This window comes from Promicromonospora sp. Populi, from assembly GCF_041081105.1.
Lineage (GTDB): Bacteria > Actinomycetota > Actinomycetes > Actinomycetales > Cellulomonadaceae > Promicromonospora.
The window spans coordinates 5,121,218-5,137,723 of the sequence record NZ_CP163528.1; the positions used below are offsets into that span (position 1 = coordinate 5,121,218).

Below are 16,506 nucleotides of genomic sequence, written 5' to 3' on the forward strand. Positions count from 1 at the left end.
GGTTGGTTGCCCCGCAACCAACCGGCGCTCAGGCCTCGCCGATGCCCGCCTTGGCGATCGAGAAGCCGGTGCTCGTCGAGTCGGCGACGCACTTCATGCCCGACTGCGCACTGAGGCACGTGAAGCCGTAGGCCTTCGTCTGCTCGCCGTAGTCCAGGATCGTCACGTCACCGCTCGCCGCCTCGGGCAGCTCGTTCTCCGGGATGCACGGCTGCGTCACGTTGCCGCTCGGGTCCACCTTCGCCACGTAGCCGGACGCGCCGCCGCACGAGGCGTCGGGGCCGGCGGCTGGTTGAGCTGCGCGATGCCGCACGTGGCGGCGTCCGCGGAGACCGTGCACGTGATGTTGAGCGACGGCGCGGCGAACACCTCGACGTCGTCCCCGCCGGCGGTCTCCAGGCCCGTCTCGGCCGACGGTTCAGCGGACTGCCCGGCGGTCGCGTCGGTGTTGCCCGTCTGCGTGTCGTCCGGCGCCCTGAAGAGGCTCACGGCGAACACGATCGCGGCCACCACGAGCAGCACGTCCAGCACGATGAACGCGATCCAGCCCGGGCTGAGCTTCCGACGCTCGTTCCCCGGCTCGGGCGGGTAGCCACCGCTCTGCGCGGCGTAGACCGGCTGGCCGTACTGGTCGTAGCCCTGCGGCTGGTAACCCTGGGGCTGGTAACCCTGCGGTTGATAGCCCTGCGGCTGGTAGCCCTGCGGGGGGTACTGGCCCTGCTGGGGCTGGGGCGGCGCGTAACCGGGCTGCGGCTGGGCATAACCCTGCTGGTACTGCTCGGGGTAGTACTGCTGCTGTTGTGTTCCCTGGTCCCCGCCGCCCTTGTGCACGGACTGGACCACGGGAGCACCCGGCGCGGCGGGCGCGGGTGTGACGGCCTGCGAGAACTGGCTCGCGGGCGAGATGGCCGGCGGCTTGCGAGTCGCGGCGGAAACACGCTGCACCGGTGCCTGCTGGGCAGGTGTAGGTGCAGTGGGCGGGTGCTGCTCCTGGGACGGGGCACCCAGCTCCTCGTCAGGGCCTCCGCCTGGCGGCGGTGGAGGCGGCGGCACTGTGCCGGACATCGGGCTACTCCCTCAGGTCAAATCGGTCGGTCGGGCGACCGCGGTCGATCGTACACAAAGGCGTTACTCGCTGTTACTCCTGCGTGGCATGATCGACGAGTCGTCGCAGGTAGTTCACAGACCGGACGTCAACCCAACCGAAAACGTGCGCCGATCGGCCGCGTGGGACGCCATCAGCGCCCCTTGAGAAGAACAGACGTGGAGGGCCCGTGCCCGGAGAGAACCTGACCCGCGCCGAGGCGGTCGAACGAGCCGGCGTGGTATCGGTCGAGTCGTACGAGATCGCCCTGGACCTGACCACCGGTCCGGAGACTTTCGCCTCGGCCACGACGGTGCACTTCACCGCCACGGAAGGCGCCTCGACGTTTGTCGACCTGGTCGCCCCGTCGGTGCGGTCCGTGGTGCTGAACGGCCGTGCGCTGGACCCGTCGGCAGTGTTCGCCGACTCCCGCATCACCCTGGATTCGCTGGCCGCCGAGAACGAGCTCGTCGTCGTCGCCGACTGCGGGTACACCAACACGGGCGAGGGCCTGCACCGCTTCGTGGACCCGGTGGACGGCGAGGTGTACCTCTACACGCAGTTCGAGGTGCCCGACGCGCGCCGGGTGTTCGCCGCCTTCGAGCAGCCGGACCTCAAGGCCACGTTCCAGTTCACGATTACCGCGCCCGCCGCGTGGGAGGTCGTCAGCAACGAGCCGACGCCGGAGCCGGTACCCGCTGGCGACGTCGCCACCTGGACGTTCGAGCCCACCGGCCGCATCTCGACCTACATCACGGCGCTCGTGGCCGGCCCCTACGCGGTGGTCCGTTCGTCGCTGACGTCGTCGGACGGCCGGGAGATCCCGCTCGGCGCGTTCTGCCGCAAGTCGCTCTCGGAGCACTTCGACGCGGACTACATCTTCGAGAAGACCCGCCAGGGCTTCGAGTTCTACGAGTCCACGTTCGGCGTGCCGTACCCGTTCACCAAGTACGACCAGCTCTTTGTGCCCGAGTACAACATGGGCGCCATGGAGAACGCGGGCTGCGTGACGTTCACGGAGACGTACGTGTTCCGGTCCAAGGTGACCGACGCCGTGCGCGAGCGCCGCGTCGTGACGATCCTGCACGAGCTGGCGCACATGTGGTTCGGCGACCTGGTCACCATGAAGTGGTGGAACGACCTGTGGCTCAACGAGTCGTTCGCGGAGTACGCCTCCACGCTCGCCACGGCCGAGGCCACGGAGTGGGAAGCTGCCTGGACCACGTTCTCCGCGATGGAGAAGTCCTGGGCCTACCGGCAGGACCAGCTGCCCTCCACGCACCCGATCGTCGCGGAGATCAAGGACCTCGAGGACGTCCAGGTCAACTTCGACGGCATCACCTACGCCAAGGGCGCGTCGGTGCTCAAGCAGCTCGTGGCCTGGGTGGGGCGTGAGGCGTTCGTCGCGGGTGTGTCCGCGTACTTCGGCAAGCACGCGTGGGGCAACACCGAGCTGCCCGACCTGCTGACCGAGCTCGAGGCCACCAGCGGCCGCGACCTCAAGGCCTGGTCGAGCCTCTGGCTGGAGACCGCCGGCGTGAACACGCTGCGCCCGGTGATCGAGACGGACAGCCACGGCCGCATCATGTCGTTCGTCGTCGAGCAGACGGCGCCCGCCGAGTGGCCCACCATCCGCCCGCACCGCCTCGGCATCGGTTTTTACAGCCTGTCCGACGACGGTGAGCTCGTGCGGACCCGCTTCGTCGAGGTCGACGTCGACGGCCCCCGCACGGACGTGAAGGAGCTCGTCGAGCTCGACCGCCCGGCGCTGGTGCTGCTCAACGACGAGGACCTCGCGTACGCGAAGATCCGGCTCGACGCCGCGTCGCTGCGCGTCGCCCTGCAGCACCTGGCCGACATCGCGGACCCGCTGGCCCGCTCCCTGGTCTGGGGCTCGGTCTGGGACGCGGTGCGCGACGGCGAGGTCCCGGCCTCCGAGTACGTGCGCCTCGTGCTCGGCGGCATCGCCCGCGAGACCGAGTCGACGACGCTGCGCACCACGCTCAACCAGATGATGCTGGCGGCCAAGCAGTACGTGGCGCCGTCGGACCGTGCGGAGACCCTCGCTGAGGTCGGCGACACGCTCTGGGCCCTCGTGGGCGACGCCGAAGCGGGCTCGGACACGCAGTTCCAGCTCGTGAAGTTCTTCGCGCACGTGGCGTCCACGCCGGCGCACATCGCGACGCTGTCGGGCCTGCTGGACGGCTCGATCCCGCTCGACGGGCTGACCCTCGACACCGACCTCCGCTGGGAGCTCCTGGAGGGCCTGGTGCTCAACGGCGCCGCTGGTGACTCGGAGATCGACGAGATGCTTGCAGCCGACAACACCGCCACGGGCCGCCAGGCGGCCGCCCGCGCGCGCGCCGCGAAGCCGACGGCCGAGGGCAAGCTGGCTGCGCTGTCGTCGGTGGTGGCCGCCGACGTGCCGAACGCGATCATCCGGAACACCGGCCTCGGGTTCCTGCACGTGAACGATCCGGCCGCGCTGGCCGACGTCGTGCAGCCGTACCTGGATGCCGTGCTCAAGGTGTGGAACGAGCGGTCGTACCACATCGCGGAGGAGATCATCGAGGGCTTCTACCCGGCGCCCCTGGCGTCGGCGGAGCTCCGCGACGCGACGACGGCGTGGCTGGAGTCGAACGCCGACGCGCCCCCGGCGCTGCGCCGCCTCATGGTGGAGGCCCGAGCGGGCACGACCCGAGCCCTGAAGGCCCAGTCGGTAGACGCCTGACCGGCTGGCCGGACCCACGCTCATCTTCGAGTCCCGGGTTTCTTCGCTTTGAGACAGTCCAAAGCGAAGAAACCCGGGACTCAAAGGTGAGGGGCGACTACCAGATGCGGACGCGGTCCTCCTTCGGGAGGTACAGGGCGTCGCCCGGCTGGACGTTGTACGTCGTGTAGAACTCGTCCACGTTGCGCACCACGCCGTTGCAGCGGAACTCGTTGGGGGAGTGCGGGTCCGTCGCGAGCCGGCGGAGCACCTCCTCGTCGCGGCCCTTGGACTGCCACACCTGCGCCCAGCCGAGGAAGATCCGCTCCTGGGCCGTGAGCCCGTCCACGACCGGTGCCTCGTCCAGGGGCTTGCCGAGCGCGATCCGGTACGCCCGGATCGCGATCGAGAGCCCGCCGAGGTCGCCGATGTTCTCGCCGATCGTCAGACCGCCGTTGACGTGCGCATCGGCGCTGCCCTCGGCCTCGGCTGAGTCCGAGCCCTTGGCGGCCTCAGACGCAGCCGGAAGCTGTGCCGGCCGGAACTCGTCGTACTGCGCGATCAGCGCGCTGGTCCGCTTCTCGAACTCGGTGCGGTCGGCGTCGGTCCACCAGTCCTCGAGGCGGCCGTCGCCGTCGTACTTGGAGCCCTGGTCGTCGAACCCGTGCCCGATCTCGTGCCCGATGACACCGCCGATCCCGCCGAAGTTCACGGCGTCGTCGGCCTCGGGGTCGAAGAACGGCGGCTGCAGGATCGCCGCGGGGAACACGATCTCGTTCATGCCCGGGTTGTAGTAGGCGTTGACCGTCTGCGGCGTCATGAACCACTCGTCGCGGTCCAGGGGCTTGCCGATCTTCGCCAGCTCGTAGTCCTGGTCGAACGCGTTGGACCGCCGGACGTTGCCCACCAGGTCGGCCGCGTCCACGGTGAGCCCGGAGTAGTCGCGCCACCGCACCGGGTAGCCCACCTTGGGGGTGAACTTCTCCAGCTTGGCCAGGGCCTTGGCCTTGGTCTCGTCGGTCATCCAGTCGAGGCCCTCGATGGACTCGCGGTAGGCCGCCACGAGGGCGTCCACGAGACGGTCCATCTTGGCCTTGTTCGACGGCGGGAAGTGCCGGGTCACGTACTCCGCACCCACCGCCTCGCCGAGCCCACCCTCCACGAGCGCGACGGCACGCTTCCAGCGCTCGCGTACCTCCTGCGCGCCGGTCAGCGCGCGGCCGTAGAAGTCGAAGTTGGCCTCGACGATCTCGTCGTCAAGGTACGGCGCTCGCGCGCTGACCACGTGGTACGTCATCCAGAGCTGCCAGTCGAGCAGCGGCAGCTCGTTCCACAGGGCGGCGAAGCCGGTCGCGAAGTCGGGCTCGCGCACGACCAGCTCGTCGAACGCGCCGCTGGGCACTCCCAGGGCTTCGGCCCAGGACACCCAGTCGAAGCCCGGCGCGGCGGCGACGAGGTCGGCGAGCGTCGTCGGGTTGTAGGTCAGCGTGGCGTCCCGGTCGCGCACCACGTCCCAGTGGTGGGCGGCGAGCTGCTTCTCGACCTCGTAGACGCGGGCCGCGGCGTCGTCGGGCGAGATGCCCCACGTCTCCTGGACCTGGGCGAAGCCCAGCATCCTCGCCACGTGCGGCACGTACTTCTTGCGTAGCGGGGCGTACTGCTCCTCGCGGTAGTACGCCTCGTCGGGCAGGCCGAGCCCGGACTGCCGCAGGTAGACGACGTACTTCTCCGGGTCGGCGGCGTCGTTGTCCACCCAGAAGCGCAGGCCCGCCGCTCCGCCCGTGCGCTGCAGCGCCCCCAGCGCGCGGGTCAGGGCTGCGGCGTCGCCGGCGTCCCGGATCAGCGCAAAGTCCTCGTCCAGGGGGGTCGTGCCGAGCGCGGCGATGCGCTCGGTGTCCATGAAGCTGGCGTAGAGGTCACCGATCGTGGAACCGGTCGGCGCGTCCTGGATGATCTCCCGGACGTGCACCTCCGCCTTGTCGTAGAGGTCACGGAACGCGCCGTCCATGGCACGGTCCGCGGGAATCTCGTGGGTGTCGATCCATCGCCCGTTGACGTGGCGGTACAGATCGTCCTGAGGCCGGGTTGCGGGATCGAGTGCGTCGAGGTTAATCCCCGACGTGAGTTCCGTGGCGTCGGTGGTCATGGCGTCAGCGTACGCAACGCGCGGGGTGCACATGGGGAACGGTGTGCATGGGGAACAATGAGGCCATGCGCCTGCACATCGCCGCCGACCACGCCGGGTACGACCTCAAGCAGCACCTGGTGCAGCACCTCACCACAGCCGGGCACGAGGTGACCGACCACGGGGCTCACGAGCTCGACCCGCAGGACGACTATCCCGCCTTCTGCATCTCCGCCGGCGAGGCCGTCGTCTCCGAGCCGGGTTCGCTCGGCATAGTGATCGGCGGCTCCGGCAACGGGGAGCAGATCGCCGCGAACAAGGTCACCGGGGTCCGGGCCGTGCTCGCCTGGTCGCTGGAGACCGCCCGGCTGGGCCGCCAGCACAACGACGCGAACGTGATCGCCGTCGGCGGGCGGATGCACTCGGTGGAGGAGGCGACGTCGTTCGTCGAGGCCTTCGTGGCCGAGCCGTTCAGCGGTGACGAGCGGCACCAGCGCCGCATCGACCAGCTTGCCGACTACGAGAGCAAGCGTGCCTGACGCGCATGCCTGAGGGGCACACCGTCCACCGCCTCGCGCGGACGTTCTCGTCGCTGTACTCCGGTCAGGTCCTGCGGGTGACCAGCCCACAGGGGCGGTTCGCCGACGGCGCCGCGGTGCTCGACGGCCGTCGGCTGATCGCGAGCGAGGCGTGGGGAAAGCAGCTCTTCCTGGGGTTCGCGCCCGCGGACGCGGCTCGTGCGGCCGCGCCCGCGGACGTGGCTCTTGCGGCCGGGTCCGACGGCGGGGCGACCCGTGATCCGGGCCTCCTGTGGCTCCGCACGCACCTCGGGCTGTACGGCGCGTGGACGTTCGCGGGCGCGCCGGACGCGCCCGAGGTGGCGCACGCGATCGGCGCGCCCCGACGCCGGATCGGCGAGCGGGACTCGGTGCCCCGGACGGCGTCGCCGTCGGACGGGACAGATGCTCACGTGACCGCGTCGAACGGGTGGGAGGTGCCGGAGCCGCGCGGGCAGGTGCGGGTGCGCCTGTTCGGCGCCCACGCCGTCGCCGACCTCACCGGCCCCACGGCCTGCGAGGTGATCACCACCGCAGAGAAGTCGGCGGTCGAGGCGCGCCTCGGCCCCGACCCCATCCGGGACGACGGCGACGTCGGCGCGTTCGTGGACCGGGTCGGCCGGTCGCGGGTCACGATCGGGCAGCAGCTCATGGACCAGGCAGTCGTCGCGGGTGTCGGGAACATCTACCGCGCCGAGGTGCTGTTCCGGGCCGGCGTCGACCCGCTACGCCCGGGCCGCGACGTGCCGCCCGAGACGGTCCGTGCCATCTGGGACGACCTGGTGCTCCTGATGCGCGACGGCGCGGAGCGGGGCGCCATAGTCACGACCCGCCCGTCGGACCGTTCGTCCGCGTCGGGTCGAGAACGGGCTTATGGCCGGGACCTGGACTCCGGCAGACACAAGCCCGTTCTCGACAGCCCTGGTCGGGGTCGGACCCGACAGAACACCGACGGGACGCCCGGGGCCGTTCCTGTCGACCAGGCCTTCTACGTGTACCACCGGGACGGGCTGCCGTGCCGGGTGTGCGGGGCGCCGGTGCTGGTCAAGGAGCTGGCCGGCCGCAACCTGTTCTGGTGCGGGAGCTGTCAGGTCTGACCCTCGACGACGCGGGCGAGGTGCCGGGCAGGTGCCTCGCCCCAGTCGTCCCGCTCGGCGTCGGTCGCCTCGGCGAGTGCGTCCCACCACGACGACGCCCGGTTGACCGCGTGGGTCACCTGCGCCGCGCGCAGCAGCTCGACCATCGCGCCGGCCTCCACGGGGAGCTCCCACGTCTTGAGGAACGCGGTCTGGATCGGCTCCCACGGGATACGACCGGCCGCCTCGACGACCGCTCGCGGCACCATCAGCGACTCCAGCGGGTGTGCCCACTGGGTGTCGCCGAAGTCGAAGATCCGCAGGGATCCGTCGACGAGGAAGACGTTCCAGGGGTGCAGGTCTCCGTGCTGCAGCGTCACGGGGAAGGGGCCGTCGGCCAGGGTCGCTGCCGCGTCCTCGACCAGGTAACGGGCGCGCGCGAGGCGAGTCGCGCCGGATCCGTCCAGGTGGCTGGGGTGCCCTGCCGGGAGGGTCGTGAGGCGTCCGAGCAGGTCGTCGAACCGGGTGGGCACCGTCTCGGGACCGCAGTCCGGGAGGCCCGCCGCGAGCAGCTCGTCGCGGTCGGACGCAACGAGATGCTGCAGGCCGGCCCAGGCACGCACCACGGCTACCCAGTCGTCGGGCGTCGGTTCGCGAGACTCCGGCAGTGTCGCGCCTCGGTCGGCGGTCAGCATCCAGCCGCGCTCAGCGTCGATCGCGACAGGCTGATCGACGTCGCCGGGGGCAAGGCCGGCGAGCACCGACTGGAGCTGCGGCTCGAAGGCGGACGCCGCGCAGTTCGCCTTGAACCAGAAGCGACCGCGCGTCGTCTCGACCACGAGCTGGGTGGACCACGGGCGCACCCGCGGCTGCGTCACACCGGTGATGCGGGCCCCCAGCCCGCCGACGGCGTCGGCGACCCAGCCCTCTGCCTCGGATCGCCAGGCGGAGCCGCGCACGAGCTGCGAGAACGGGATTCGGTTCGCCATGTCAGAAGACCCAGGAGTAGGCCGGCGCTACCGGCCAGCCAAACGCCAGGGCGATCTCGGAAAGCTCCATGAAACCGATCGTCGCACCCGCAGGCAACAGGAATTCTGCGCGGACTGTGTCGGTGTCCGCGTCTACGATCGCACCCGTGACCGACGCGCCGCCCGGACCTCAGCTCTCCGATGTCGAGGAGTACGCCGCCGCCGTGCTCGACATAGTCCGGCGCATCCCGTCCGGCCGGGCCATGACGTACGGGCTGATCGCGGAGATAGTCGGTGAGCAGCTCGGCCGCGGCGGGCCCCGTCAGGTGGGGAGCGTCCTGGCCGGTTCGGGGGACCGGTACGCACACCTGGTCCCGGACGGCGAGGAGGACGGCGTCGGCCTGGACGACGGCGGTTCGGACGACAGCGGCTCGGACGGCGACGGCTCGGACGACGGCGGTAGTGAACGCGTCCCGTGGTGGCGCGTCGTCAATGCGGCGGGCTCACCGCCGCAGCACCAGCTGACCGAGGCCCTGGACGCGCTGCGTGCCGAGGGCTGCCCGCTGTCCCGGGACGGTCGCCGCGTGAACCTCCGCCGTGCGGTCTGGTTCCCCGACGACGAGCCGTCGGCCAGCAGCGTGGACGCCGGGTAGCGACCTGAACTCCTGGGGTCGGTACCCGGCGTGCCGGCGTCAGACCTTGGCCGGCGCGACCCGCGACAGCAGCGCACCCGCCGTCGACCGGACGCGGCCGCCCAGCGAGCTGTCCTGCGAGGCCGACAGCAGCGCCAGCATCGAGGCCGGGTCGCCCTGGACGAGCATGGTCGTGATCGCCGTGTTCTCCCAGGTCGGGAGCTCGCGGCGGATCTTCGCGACCGGCCCGACGAGCGCGATCTCCTCCACGAGCTGGGTCGGGACGGCCGCGGCCGCCTCCTCCTTGCGCCCCGCGAGGTAAAGCTCCTGCACCTTGTCGAGCGGCTCCTTGTAGCCGAGCCGGTCGAGCGACTGCTTGTGGAAGTTCGCCTCCTTGGCGCCCATCCCGCCCGCGTACAGGGCGATGTGGGGGCGGATCACGTCGGCGGCGGCCTCGACGTCGTCCCGCACGACGACGGGGACCGTCGCGCACACCTCGAACCCGTCGGCCGCCGAACGCTCCCCGGAGCGGAGGTCGAAGCCCTCGGCGAGCAGCGCGCGGAACTCGTCGTCCATGCGCGGCGCATAGAAGCCGGCCATCCAGCCGTCGGCGATCTCGGCGGCGAGCGCGACGTTCTTGGGCCCCTGCGCGGCGAGGATGATCGGGATCTCGGGGCGGAACGGGTGCACCGTCGACTTGAGGGCCTTGCCCAGTCCCATCGACCCGGGAGCGTCGGCGGCGAGCGGCAGCTGGTAGAAGGCGCCGTCGTGGGTCACGGGCGCCTCGCGGCGCATCACCTGCCGCACGATGTCGACGTACTCGCGCGTGCGGGCCAGCGGCCGCTTGTACGGCTGGCCGTACCAGCCCTCGACGACCTGCGGGCCCGAGGCGCCGAGCCCGAGCACGAACCGGCCCTTGGACAGGTGGTCCATCGTGAGCGCCTGCATGGCGGTCGCCGTCGGCGTGCGGGCCGAGAGCTGGGCGATGCCCGTGCCCAGCCGCACGTTCTTGGTGCGGGAGCCCCACCAGGCCAGCGGCGAGAAGGCGTCGGAGCCGTAGGCCTCCGCGGTCCAGACCGAGTCGAGGCCCAGCCGGTCTGCGGCGACGATGAACTGCTGGATGCCCTTCGGGGGCTTGCGGGACCAGTAACCGGTCTGGAATCCGATGCGCATGCTGGGTCACCTCGTCGTGGGAACGTCTTACCTGGGACGGCGCGTCCCAGGTACTGCCCACACCCTACCGGTTGTCCGACGTCTGACGTGCGGGCGATCCGGCGGGGGAGCGATCAGACGGGGATGACGGAGACGTGGTCGCCGGCCAGAGCCATGATGTCGTCGGGGTCGGAGGTCAGTATGCGAACCGGCCTGGGCGAGGCAACCGCCGTCGCGCACACCATGGCGTCGATCGCATGGCTGTGCCCGTGCTTTCCGGCGTCGGCCAGGAGCTCGGTCGCGAGCCGGGCGGTCTGCTCGGTTACTGGGTCGATCGACAGCATCGAGAGGCGCCACTCCAATGCCTTGCGGTTGATCTTCGGGTGCACGGCCTCAACGAGAGTGGCGGAACTGATGACGACATCGATGTCGTGTCGGTGGGCAACGGCAAGCAGGTCTATCACTGCGTCGTCGTGCGCCACTGCCTTGGACAGGCCTTCGCTGTCCAGTACGAATGTTCCGGGTAGCAGGGTCGGCTTCTTCTTCGTCTGCTTCATGCCGCACCTCCTGCACGGTGCGCCGCACTGTTGTGTACCCGCTCGGCGTGCTCTTCGTCGGCGCGGATGATCGCCGCCTCGGCAGCGGCGATACGCTCCTCGCTGATCTTGCCGTGCAGTTCCTCGTACTCCGCGAGGAACATCCCGAGCCGATCGTGGCGCACGGCTCGGCCGACCGCTCCCGCGATGTAGGCGGACAGGCCAGCGTCACCACTGACCTCGCGCGCGGCCTCGGCGAGACTGCGCGGCATCGTGATCGAGTACTTGCCCATCTTCTCGGCCATGGAGCCGATCCTACCGCTGATCCTACCGAAACCGAAGATTGCGCCTTCCGCTAAATCGTGCGCTTCGGCAAGTATTGCCACAACTATCACCTCATAGATCGCGCTTCCAAAATCCAGCCTGGACGACTAGACACCCAAACTCTAGTCAGGTGGGGATCGATGCGCTCGTCGAACCGAGAGGTCTACCGTGGACATGTGGCCACCTACGACGACGTCGCCCGGCTCGCCCTCGCGCTGCCCGAGACCGCCGAGGGGCTGACCCGCGAGCACCGCGCCTGGTCCGTCGCGGGCAAGAAGCTCGCGTGGGAGCGCCCGTTCAGCAAGGCCGACATCAAGCGCTTCGGCGACGAGCCCGTCCCTGTTGGGCCGATCCTCGCCGTCATGGTCGAGGACCTGGGGGAGAAGGAGGCGGTCCTGGCCGAGGGGCGCGCGGGGTACTTCACCATCTCGCACTTCGACGGTTTCTCCGCCGTGCTGGTCCGGCTCGATGTCGTCGACGATGCCGACCTGCGCGAGAGCCTGGTCGACGCCTGGCTGGCCCAGGCGCCGTCGGCCCTGGCCGCGGAACACGCGGCCCGCCTGCGCGGCGCCTGACCGGCCGGGCTCCGGCCCCGCTCAGATCGAGTACTCGATGAGCCCCGACGGGTCCTCGTTGCGTGGCCGTTCCGCCACGGGTGCGTTCGGCACCCGGATTCGGGCCGGGATGCCCACCGCAACGCCCCCTGCGGGGACGTCCTTCACGACGACGGCGTTGGCGCCGATCTGCGCGTCGTCACCGACCCACACGGGGCCCAGCACCTTCGCGCCCGCGCCCACCGTTACCCGGTCGCCCAGGGTCGGGTGGCGCTTGCCCCGGTTGAGGGAGCGACCGCCCAGCGTGACGCCGTGGTAGAGCAGCACGTCGTCGCCCACCACGGCGGTCTCGCCGATCACCACGCCCATGCCGTGGTCGATGAACAGCCGCTTGCCCAGCCGGGCCCCCGGGTGGATCTCGATCCCGGTCGCCGCCCGCGCGAGCTGCGAGAGCAGCCGCGCGGGCAGGCGGAGGGACGGCGTCTGCCACATGCGGTGTGCGGCACGGTGCGCCCAGAGGGCGTGCACGCCGGGGTAGGCCAGCGCGACCTCCAGGCGGGACCGTGCGGCCGGGTCGTGGGCGCGCGCGGCGTCCAGATCCTCGCCGAGGACCCGGAACAGCCCGCGCGCGCTCGCCATCAGTCGACCAGGCCCTCGAACAGCGGCGTGGACAGGTAGCGCTCGCCGAAGTCGGGGATGATCACGACGATCGTCTTGCCGGCGTTCTCCGGGCGCTTCGCGACCTGGAGGGCGGCCGACAGCGCGGCACCCGAGGAGGTGCCGACCAGCAGGCCCTCCTCGCGCGCCGAACGCCGTGCGGCGTCGATGGCCGTGGCGAGGTTGACGTCGATGACCTCGTCGTAGACCTCACGGTCGAGGATCTCCGGCACGAAGTTGGCGCCGATGCCCTGGATCTTGTGCGGACCGGGCTGGCCGCCGTTCAGGATCGGCGACTCCTCGGGCTCAACGGCGATGACCTGCACGCCGGGCTTGCGCTCCTTGAGCACCTGGCCGACGCCGGTGATGGTGCCACCCGTGCCGATGCCGGAGACCAGGATGTCGACGCCGCCGTCGGTGTCCGCCCAGATCTCCTCGGCGGTGGTCGCGCGGTGGATCGCCGGGTTGGCCTCGTTGGCGAACTGGCGGGCCAGGATGGCGCCGGGGCGCTCCTGGGCGATCTTCTCGGCCGCGGCGACGGCGCCCTTCATGCCGTCAGCGCCCGGCGTGAGCACCAGCTCGGCGCCGTACGCGCGCAGCAGCGCACGCCGCTCCTTGGACATGGTCTCCGGCATCGCCAGGACCACGTTGTAACCGCGGGCCGCGCCCACCCACGCCAGGGCGATGCCCGTGTTGCCGGAGGTGCCCTCGACGATCGTGCCACCCTCCTTGAGCTCACCCGACGCCTCGGCGGCGTCGATGATGGACACGCCGATGCGGTCCTTCACGGAGTTGGCCGGGTTGTAGAACTCGAGCTTGGCGAGAACCGTCGCCTCGAGGCCCTCGGTCAGGCGGTTGAGCCTGACGAGCGGCGTGTTGCCGATGAGCTTGGTCGCGTCGTCGTAGATGCGGGCCATTTTTCTTCCTTCGCTGTGTGGCGGGTGTGGCTGGCTGGCGTCGTGCTTGTCCGACGTCGGGCCCGGGTCGTGCGGGTGCGCGCCTCGGGACTGGCGTGGAGCGTCTGGGGCTGACGGCTGGGCGGAGCATCGCGTTGGCGCCTTCGCCGCGAGGGGTACCGGCGTGGTCGGGCGTGAGCGCGACGCTCTACAGACAGCCTCGGGGGCAGCAGCCGGTTGCGCACGTCCGGTGCGCGGCGACCGGAACTGACTCGGTGGGGAGTGCGGAGCGCACGGTGCTCAAGACGTCCTCCCTGCGTGGGCGGCCTGATGGCCGCACGGCTGCGTGTTCCGTGGCGAACCACCGGCTCGCCTGCAGCAGATTACGCGGGCGAGGACTGTGAGACAAGATCTGTCTCAGCTATCGATCATGCCTATGTGTTCGGCCGTGCCGAGTGCCGTGAGGCGTCTCAGCCGTTGGGATACAGTGAGTCGCGTGTTATTCGGGGAGGTAGGTGCCATGCGGGACAGGGACGGGCTGTCTGCTGATGAGCTGCTCGATGCGCTCAAGGCTCTCGCGAACCCGGTACGCCTGCAGATCATGCAGTGGCTGCGCGACCCGGAGACCGAGTTCGCCGACTACGACCCCATCGCCGACCGGGATGAGTTCGGTGTGTGCGCCAGTCATATCCAGGCCAAGAGCGGGCTTGCGCAGTCGACCATCTCCTCGTACATGGTCACTCTCGAACGTGCCGGCCTGGTCCACTCCACCCGCGTGGGCAAGTGGACGCACTACAGGTGCAACGACGTGCTGCTGCGCCAGGTCGGGGAGTCCGTGGCGGATCTCGGTGCGACGGTACGGGCGGTAGCCGCATAGCGGAGTGACCCTGCGCGCAGTCGCGTGCGCAAGTCGCTGGGCGTTCTGATGCAAACCTCGGGCTGACGGCCCTCTGAAAACATATCGACAGATCGCGTTTTGTAGATATGCTGCGTCCCGTGAGTCGAGATCCTGAACACCGCGCGTCGGCCCTCATGGTCCACGCCCATCCTGAGCCCGCCTCGTTCTCCACTGCCCAGGCGCATGCTGCGCGTGAATCACTGGTGCAGCAGGGATACGACGTCGAGTTCATCGACCTGTATGCGAAGCAGTGGGCACCGGTCCTGGACCGGGGCGAGTTCGTGCCGTTCGACGGGCCCTTCAAGCCGCAGCGCGAGCAGTGGAACGCGGTCAAGGGCGGCCTTCTCGCCTCGGAGGTCGAGGCGGATCTGCAGGCGGTGTTCCGCGCGGACCTGCTGGTGCTGTCGTTCCCGCTGTGGTGGTTCTCGCTGCCCGCGATCCTCAAGGGCTGGATCGACAGGGTATTTGTCATGGGCGGCGTGAGCGGCGGAGACCTCGGGGCGTTCGACCAGGCAGCTCTGACCGGGCGGCGTGCTGTGCTGCTGGCCACCACCGGGGGCCCGGCCGCGACCTTTACGCGTGACGGCGCATTCGGGGACGCCAACGACTTCCTGTTCCACATCAACCGCGGAATGTTGGAGTTCGTCGGCTACGACGCCCTTGAACCGGTCCTCACCTTCGGGCCGGCCCATCTGGACGACGTCGAGCGTGCAGCAGCACTTGTCGACGTGCGCCGCGCCTTCTGCGATATCGACGACCGCGCGTTGGCAGCGACCTCGCGATCTCGCACAGTCGCCGGAAATTACTAACAGCCCACCTCTCAAGGACGGCGGCCGGGTCATCCGGCGTCGTCCGCCGTGAACGCGAGTTCTGAAATCCGCATCGGAAGGACAGCCACACCATGACTGCCAATGATCTACTCGAGCCCACGGCTGCGGAACAGCGGGTCGCCGCCCGCCAGCGGCTCGCCGTCGTCGTGCTGCTCACGGCGAACTTCACGCTCGCCGTGGACTTCTCGATCCTGGGTGTCGCCCTGCCGCACATCGGCAGCGAGCTCGGCTTCACCACCGCGAACCTGCAGTGGATCGTGACGGCCTTCGCGTTGTGCGCCGCAGGCTTCACGCTGTTCTTCGGCCGTGTCGCCGACCTGTTCGGCCGCAAGCGGATGTTCCTGATCGGCATCGGGCTGCTCGGGGTTTCCTCCCTTGTCGCCGGTCTCGCGACCGACCCGGTGGTCTTGCTGGCTTCCCGGGTCGGGCAGGGCCTTGCCACCGCGATGGTCACCCCCGCCGCGCTCTCGCTGCTCACCACGATGTTCCCCGAAGGGCCGGCTCGCGCTCGGGTGCTCGGGCTCAGCGGTGCGTTGATGGCCGCCGGCTTCACCACCGGTGCCGCGCTCGGCGGAGTGCTCACCGGTGCGGTGTCCTGGCGCTGGGCGTTCTTCATCAACGTCATCATCGCCGTCATCGTCCTCGTGGTTGCTCCGATCGTGCTGAAGGACCGGCCGGCCGAACGTCGCCCCCGCCTTGACGCTCCTGGGGCGATCACGGTGACGATCGCGCTGGTCCTCCTTGTCTTCGGCATCACCACCGCTGGCGAGCAGGGCTGGACCACGCCGCTCGCCTGGGGACCGATCTTCGCGGCGGCCGTCCTGTTCGCCTTCTTCCTGTGGATCGAGTCCCGCGTTGCCGAGCCCCTTGTCTCGCCCACGCTCTTGAAGCGCCGGAACATCGCCTGGGGCAACGCCGCCGGTCTGCTCGCGTTCGCGACCGAGACCTCACTCGTGTTCCCGCTCACCCTCTACCTGCAGGAGACTCTCGGGTTCGGCGCGGTCACCGCGGGCCTGATCTTCGCCTGGCTCGGCATCGGCACCGTCCTCGGCGGGCTCATCGCCCCGCGGGTCATCGGCAAGGCCGGCCTCAAGAACGCGATGGTCATCGCCTTTGTCGTCCAGGGCGCCGCGACGCTGCCCCTGGCCTTCGTCTCGGACAGCAACGGCTGGGTGATCCCGCTGTTGATCGTGACGTTCATCGGCGGAATGGCGAACCTGGTTGCGATCGTCGGCTACACCGTGGCATCCACCACCGGTGTCCCTGCCGAACAGCAGGGCCTGGCGACCGGCCTGATCACTATGAGCCAGCAGGTCGGCATCGTTGTGGGCACCCCCGTGATGTCTGCCATCGTCACCGCCTTCGCCACCACGTCGCTCCTGCCGGGAATCCAGGTCGCGATCGGGATCAACGCGGCGATATGTATCGTGTCCGCTGCCCTGGTCGCCATCTTCCTGAGCCTGCCCGCACAGCGAGCAGAAACAGCCTGAAGAGGAGTACTGAACCC

The 16,506-nt window shown here is 69.9% G+C and carries 17 protein-coding genes; 8 read left to right on the forward strand and 9 right to left on the reverse strand.

The genetic code is table 11. The features are described 5' to 3' along the window. Positions 1-28 precede the first annotated feature (28 nt). Together AB1046_RS23235 and AB1046_RS23240 are read right to left on the reverse strand one after the other, a co-directional pair. Entirely contained in the window at positions 29-238 is a 210-nt protein-coding gene (locus AB1046_RS23235; protein WP_369371639.1) for a hypothetical protein, read from the reverse strand. Next, complete coding sequence (locus tag AB1046_RS23240; protein WP_369371640.1) at positions 217-1,065, reverse strand: hypothetical protein; 849 nt, start codon at positions 1,063-1,065, stop codon at positions 217-219. Before AB1046_RS23240 ends, AB1046_RS23235 begins: the two co-directional genes overlap by 22 nt. A 209-nt stretch (positions 1,066-1,274) precedes the next feature. On the opposite strand from AB1046_RS23240, the gene pepN reads away from it, so the two are divergent. Further along, positions 1,275-3,815 carry an aminopeptidase N gene (gene pepN, locus AB1046_RS23245; protein WP_369371641.1) on the forward strand — a complete coding sequence of 847 codons (2,541 nt, stop codon included), beginning with the start codon at positions 1,275-1,277 and terminating at the stop codon, positions 3,813-3,815. A 97-nt stretch (positions 3,816-3,912) separates the two neighbouring features. On the opposite strand, the gene AB1046_RS23250 is transcribed toward pepN, so the two are convergent. Further along, positions 3,913-5,940 (reverse strand): M13 family metallopeptidase, encoded by a 2,028-nt coding sequence (locus tag AB1046_RS23250; RefSeq protein WP_369371642.1) that lies wholly within the window; start codon positions 5,938-5,940, stop codon positions 3,913-3,915. A gap of 65 nt (positions 5,941-6,005) precedes the next feature. On the opposite strand from AB1046_RS23250, the gene AB1046_RS23255 reads away from it, so the two are divergent. Next, a complete protein-coding gene (locus AB1046_RS23255) occupies positions 6,006-6,458 on the forward strand; it encodes a ribose-5-phosphate isomerase (RefSeq protein ID WP_369371643.1) in 453 nt (150 codons plus the stop codon). Between the two features lie 5 nt (positions 6,459-6,463). Beyond that, positions 6,464-7,573, forward strand: coding sequence for an Fpg/Nei family DNA glycosylase (locus AB1046_RS23260; RefSeq protein WP_369371644.1), 1,110 nt, complete (start codon positions 6,464-6,466; stop codon positions 7,571-7,573). On the opposite strand, the gene AB1046_RS23265 is transcribed toward AB1046_RS23260, so the two are convergent. Beyond that, a complete protein-coding gene (locus tag AB1046_RS23265) occupies positions 7,564-8,541 on the reverse strand; it encodes a phosphotransferase (RefSeq protein ID WP_369371645.1) in 978 nt (325 codons plus the stop codon). The genes AB1046_RS23260 and AB1046_RS23265 overlap by 10 nt on opposite strands. Positions 8,542-8,687: 146 nt before the next feature. Here AB1046_RS23265 and AB1046_RS23270 point away from each other — a divergent pair, with 146 nt between their 5' ends. After that, positions 8,688-9,173 carry an MGMT family protein gene (locus AB1046_RS23270; protein WP_369371646.1) on the forward strand — a complete coding sequence of 162 codons (486 nt, stop codon included), beginning with the start codon at positions 8,688-8,690 and terminating at the stop codon, positions 9,171-9,173. A gap of 39 nt (positions 9,174-9,212) precedes the next feature. Here the strand turns inward: AB1046_RS23270 and AB1046_RS23275 are convergent, their stop codons facing one another. The 3 genes from AB1046_RS23275 to AB1046_RS23285 all read right to left on the reverse strand — a co-directional run bounded on the left by AB1046_RS23275 (position 9,213) and on the right by AB1046_RS23285 (position 11,145). Further along, positions 9,213-10,325, reverse strand: coding sequence for an LLM class F420-dependent oxidoreductase (locus tag AB1046_RS23275; protein ID WP_369371647.1), 1,113 nt, complete (start codon positions 10,323-10,325; stop codon positions 9,213-9,215). 113 nt (positions 10,326-10,438) lie between these two features. Beyond that, positions 10,439-10,861 carry a type II toxin-antitoxin system VapC family toxin gene (locus AB1046_RS23280; protein ID WP_369371648.1) on the reverse strand — a complete coding sequence of 141 codons (423 nt, stop codon included), beginning with the start codon at positions 10,859-10,861 and terminating at the stop codon, positions 10,439-10,441. Then, positions 10,858-11,145: a CopG family transcriptional regulator gene (locus tag AB1046_RS23285; RefSeq protein WP_369371649.1), complete on the reverse strand. Its 288-nt coding sequence runs from the start codon at positions 11,143-11,145 to the stop codon at positions 10,858-10,860. The genes AB1046_RS23280 and AB1046_RS23285 overlap by 4 nt, the downstream gene beginning before the upstream one ends. Positions 11,146-11,340: 195 nt before the next feature. Here AB1046_RS23285 and AB1046_RS23290 point away from each other — a divergent pair, with 195 nt between their 5' ends. Then, positions 11,341-11,739: an MmcQ/YjbR family DNA-binding protein gene (locus tag AB1046_RS23290; protein WP_369371650.1), complete on the forward strand. Its 399-nt coding sequence runs from the start codon at positions 11,341-11,343 to the stop codon at positions 11,737-11,739. A gap of 21 nt (positions 11,740-11,760) precedes the next feature. Here the strand turns inward: AB1046_RS23290 and epsC are convergent, their stop codons facing one another. Together epsC and cysK are read right to left on the reverse strand one after the other, a co-directional pair. Continuing rightward, positions 11,761-12,357, reverse strand: coding sequence for a serine O-acetyltransferase EpsC (epsC, locus tag AB1046_RS23295; protein WP_369371651.1), 597 nt, complete (start codon positions 12,355-12,357; stop codon positions 11,761-11,763). Further along, complete coding sequence (gene cysK / locus AB1046_RS23300; protein ID WP_369371652.1) at positions 12,357-13,292, reverse strand: cysteine synthase A; 936 nt, start codon at positions 13,290-13,292, stop codon at positions 12,357-12,359. The genes epsC and cysK overlap by 1 nt, the downstream gene beginning before the upstream one ends. A gap of 499 nt (positions 13,293-13,791) precedes the next feature. Between cysK and AB1046_RS23305 the strand changes: the two genes are divergently transcribed. The 3 genes from AB1046_RS23305 to AB1046_RS23315 all read left to right on the forward strand — a co-directional run bounded on the left by AB1046_RS23305 (position 13,792) and on the right by AB1046_RS23315 (position 16,489). Continuing rightward, on the forward strand, positions 13,792-14,148 hold the full coding sequence (locus tag AB1046_RS23305) for an ArsR/SmtB family transcription factor (protein WP_369371653.1): 357 nt from the start codon (positions 13,792-13,794) through the stop codon (positions 14,146-14,148). Positions 14,149-14,267: 119 nt separating this feature from the next. Then, positions 14,268-14,978: an NAD(P)H-dependent oxidoreductase gene (locus AB1046_RS23310; RefSeq protein ID WP_369371654.1), complete on the forward strand. Its 711-nt coding sequence runs from the start codon at positions 14,268-14,270 to the stop codon at positions 14,976-14,978. 92 nt (positions 14,979-15,070) lie between these two features. Continuing rightward, entirely contained in the window at positions 15,071-16,489 is a 1,419-nt protein-coding gene (locus AB1046_RS23315) for an MFS transporter (RefSeq protein ID WP_369371655.1), read from the forward strand. Positions 16,490-16,506 lie beyond the last annotated feature (17 nt).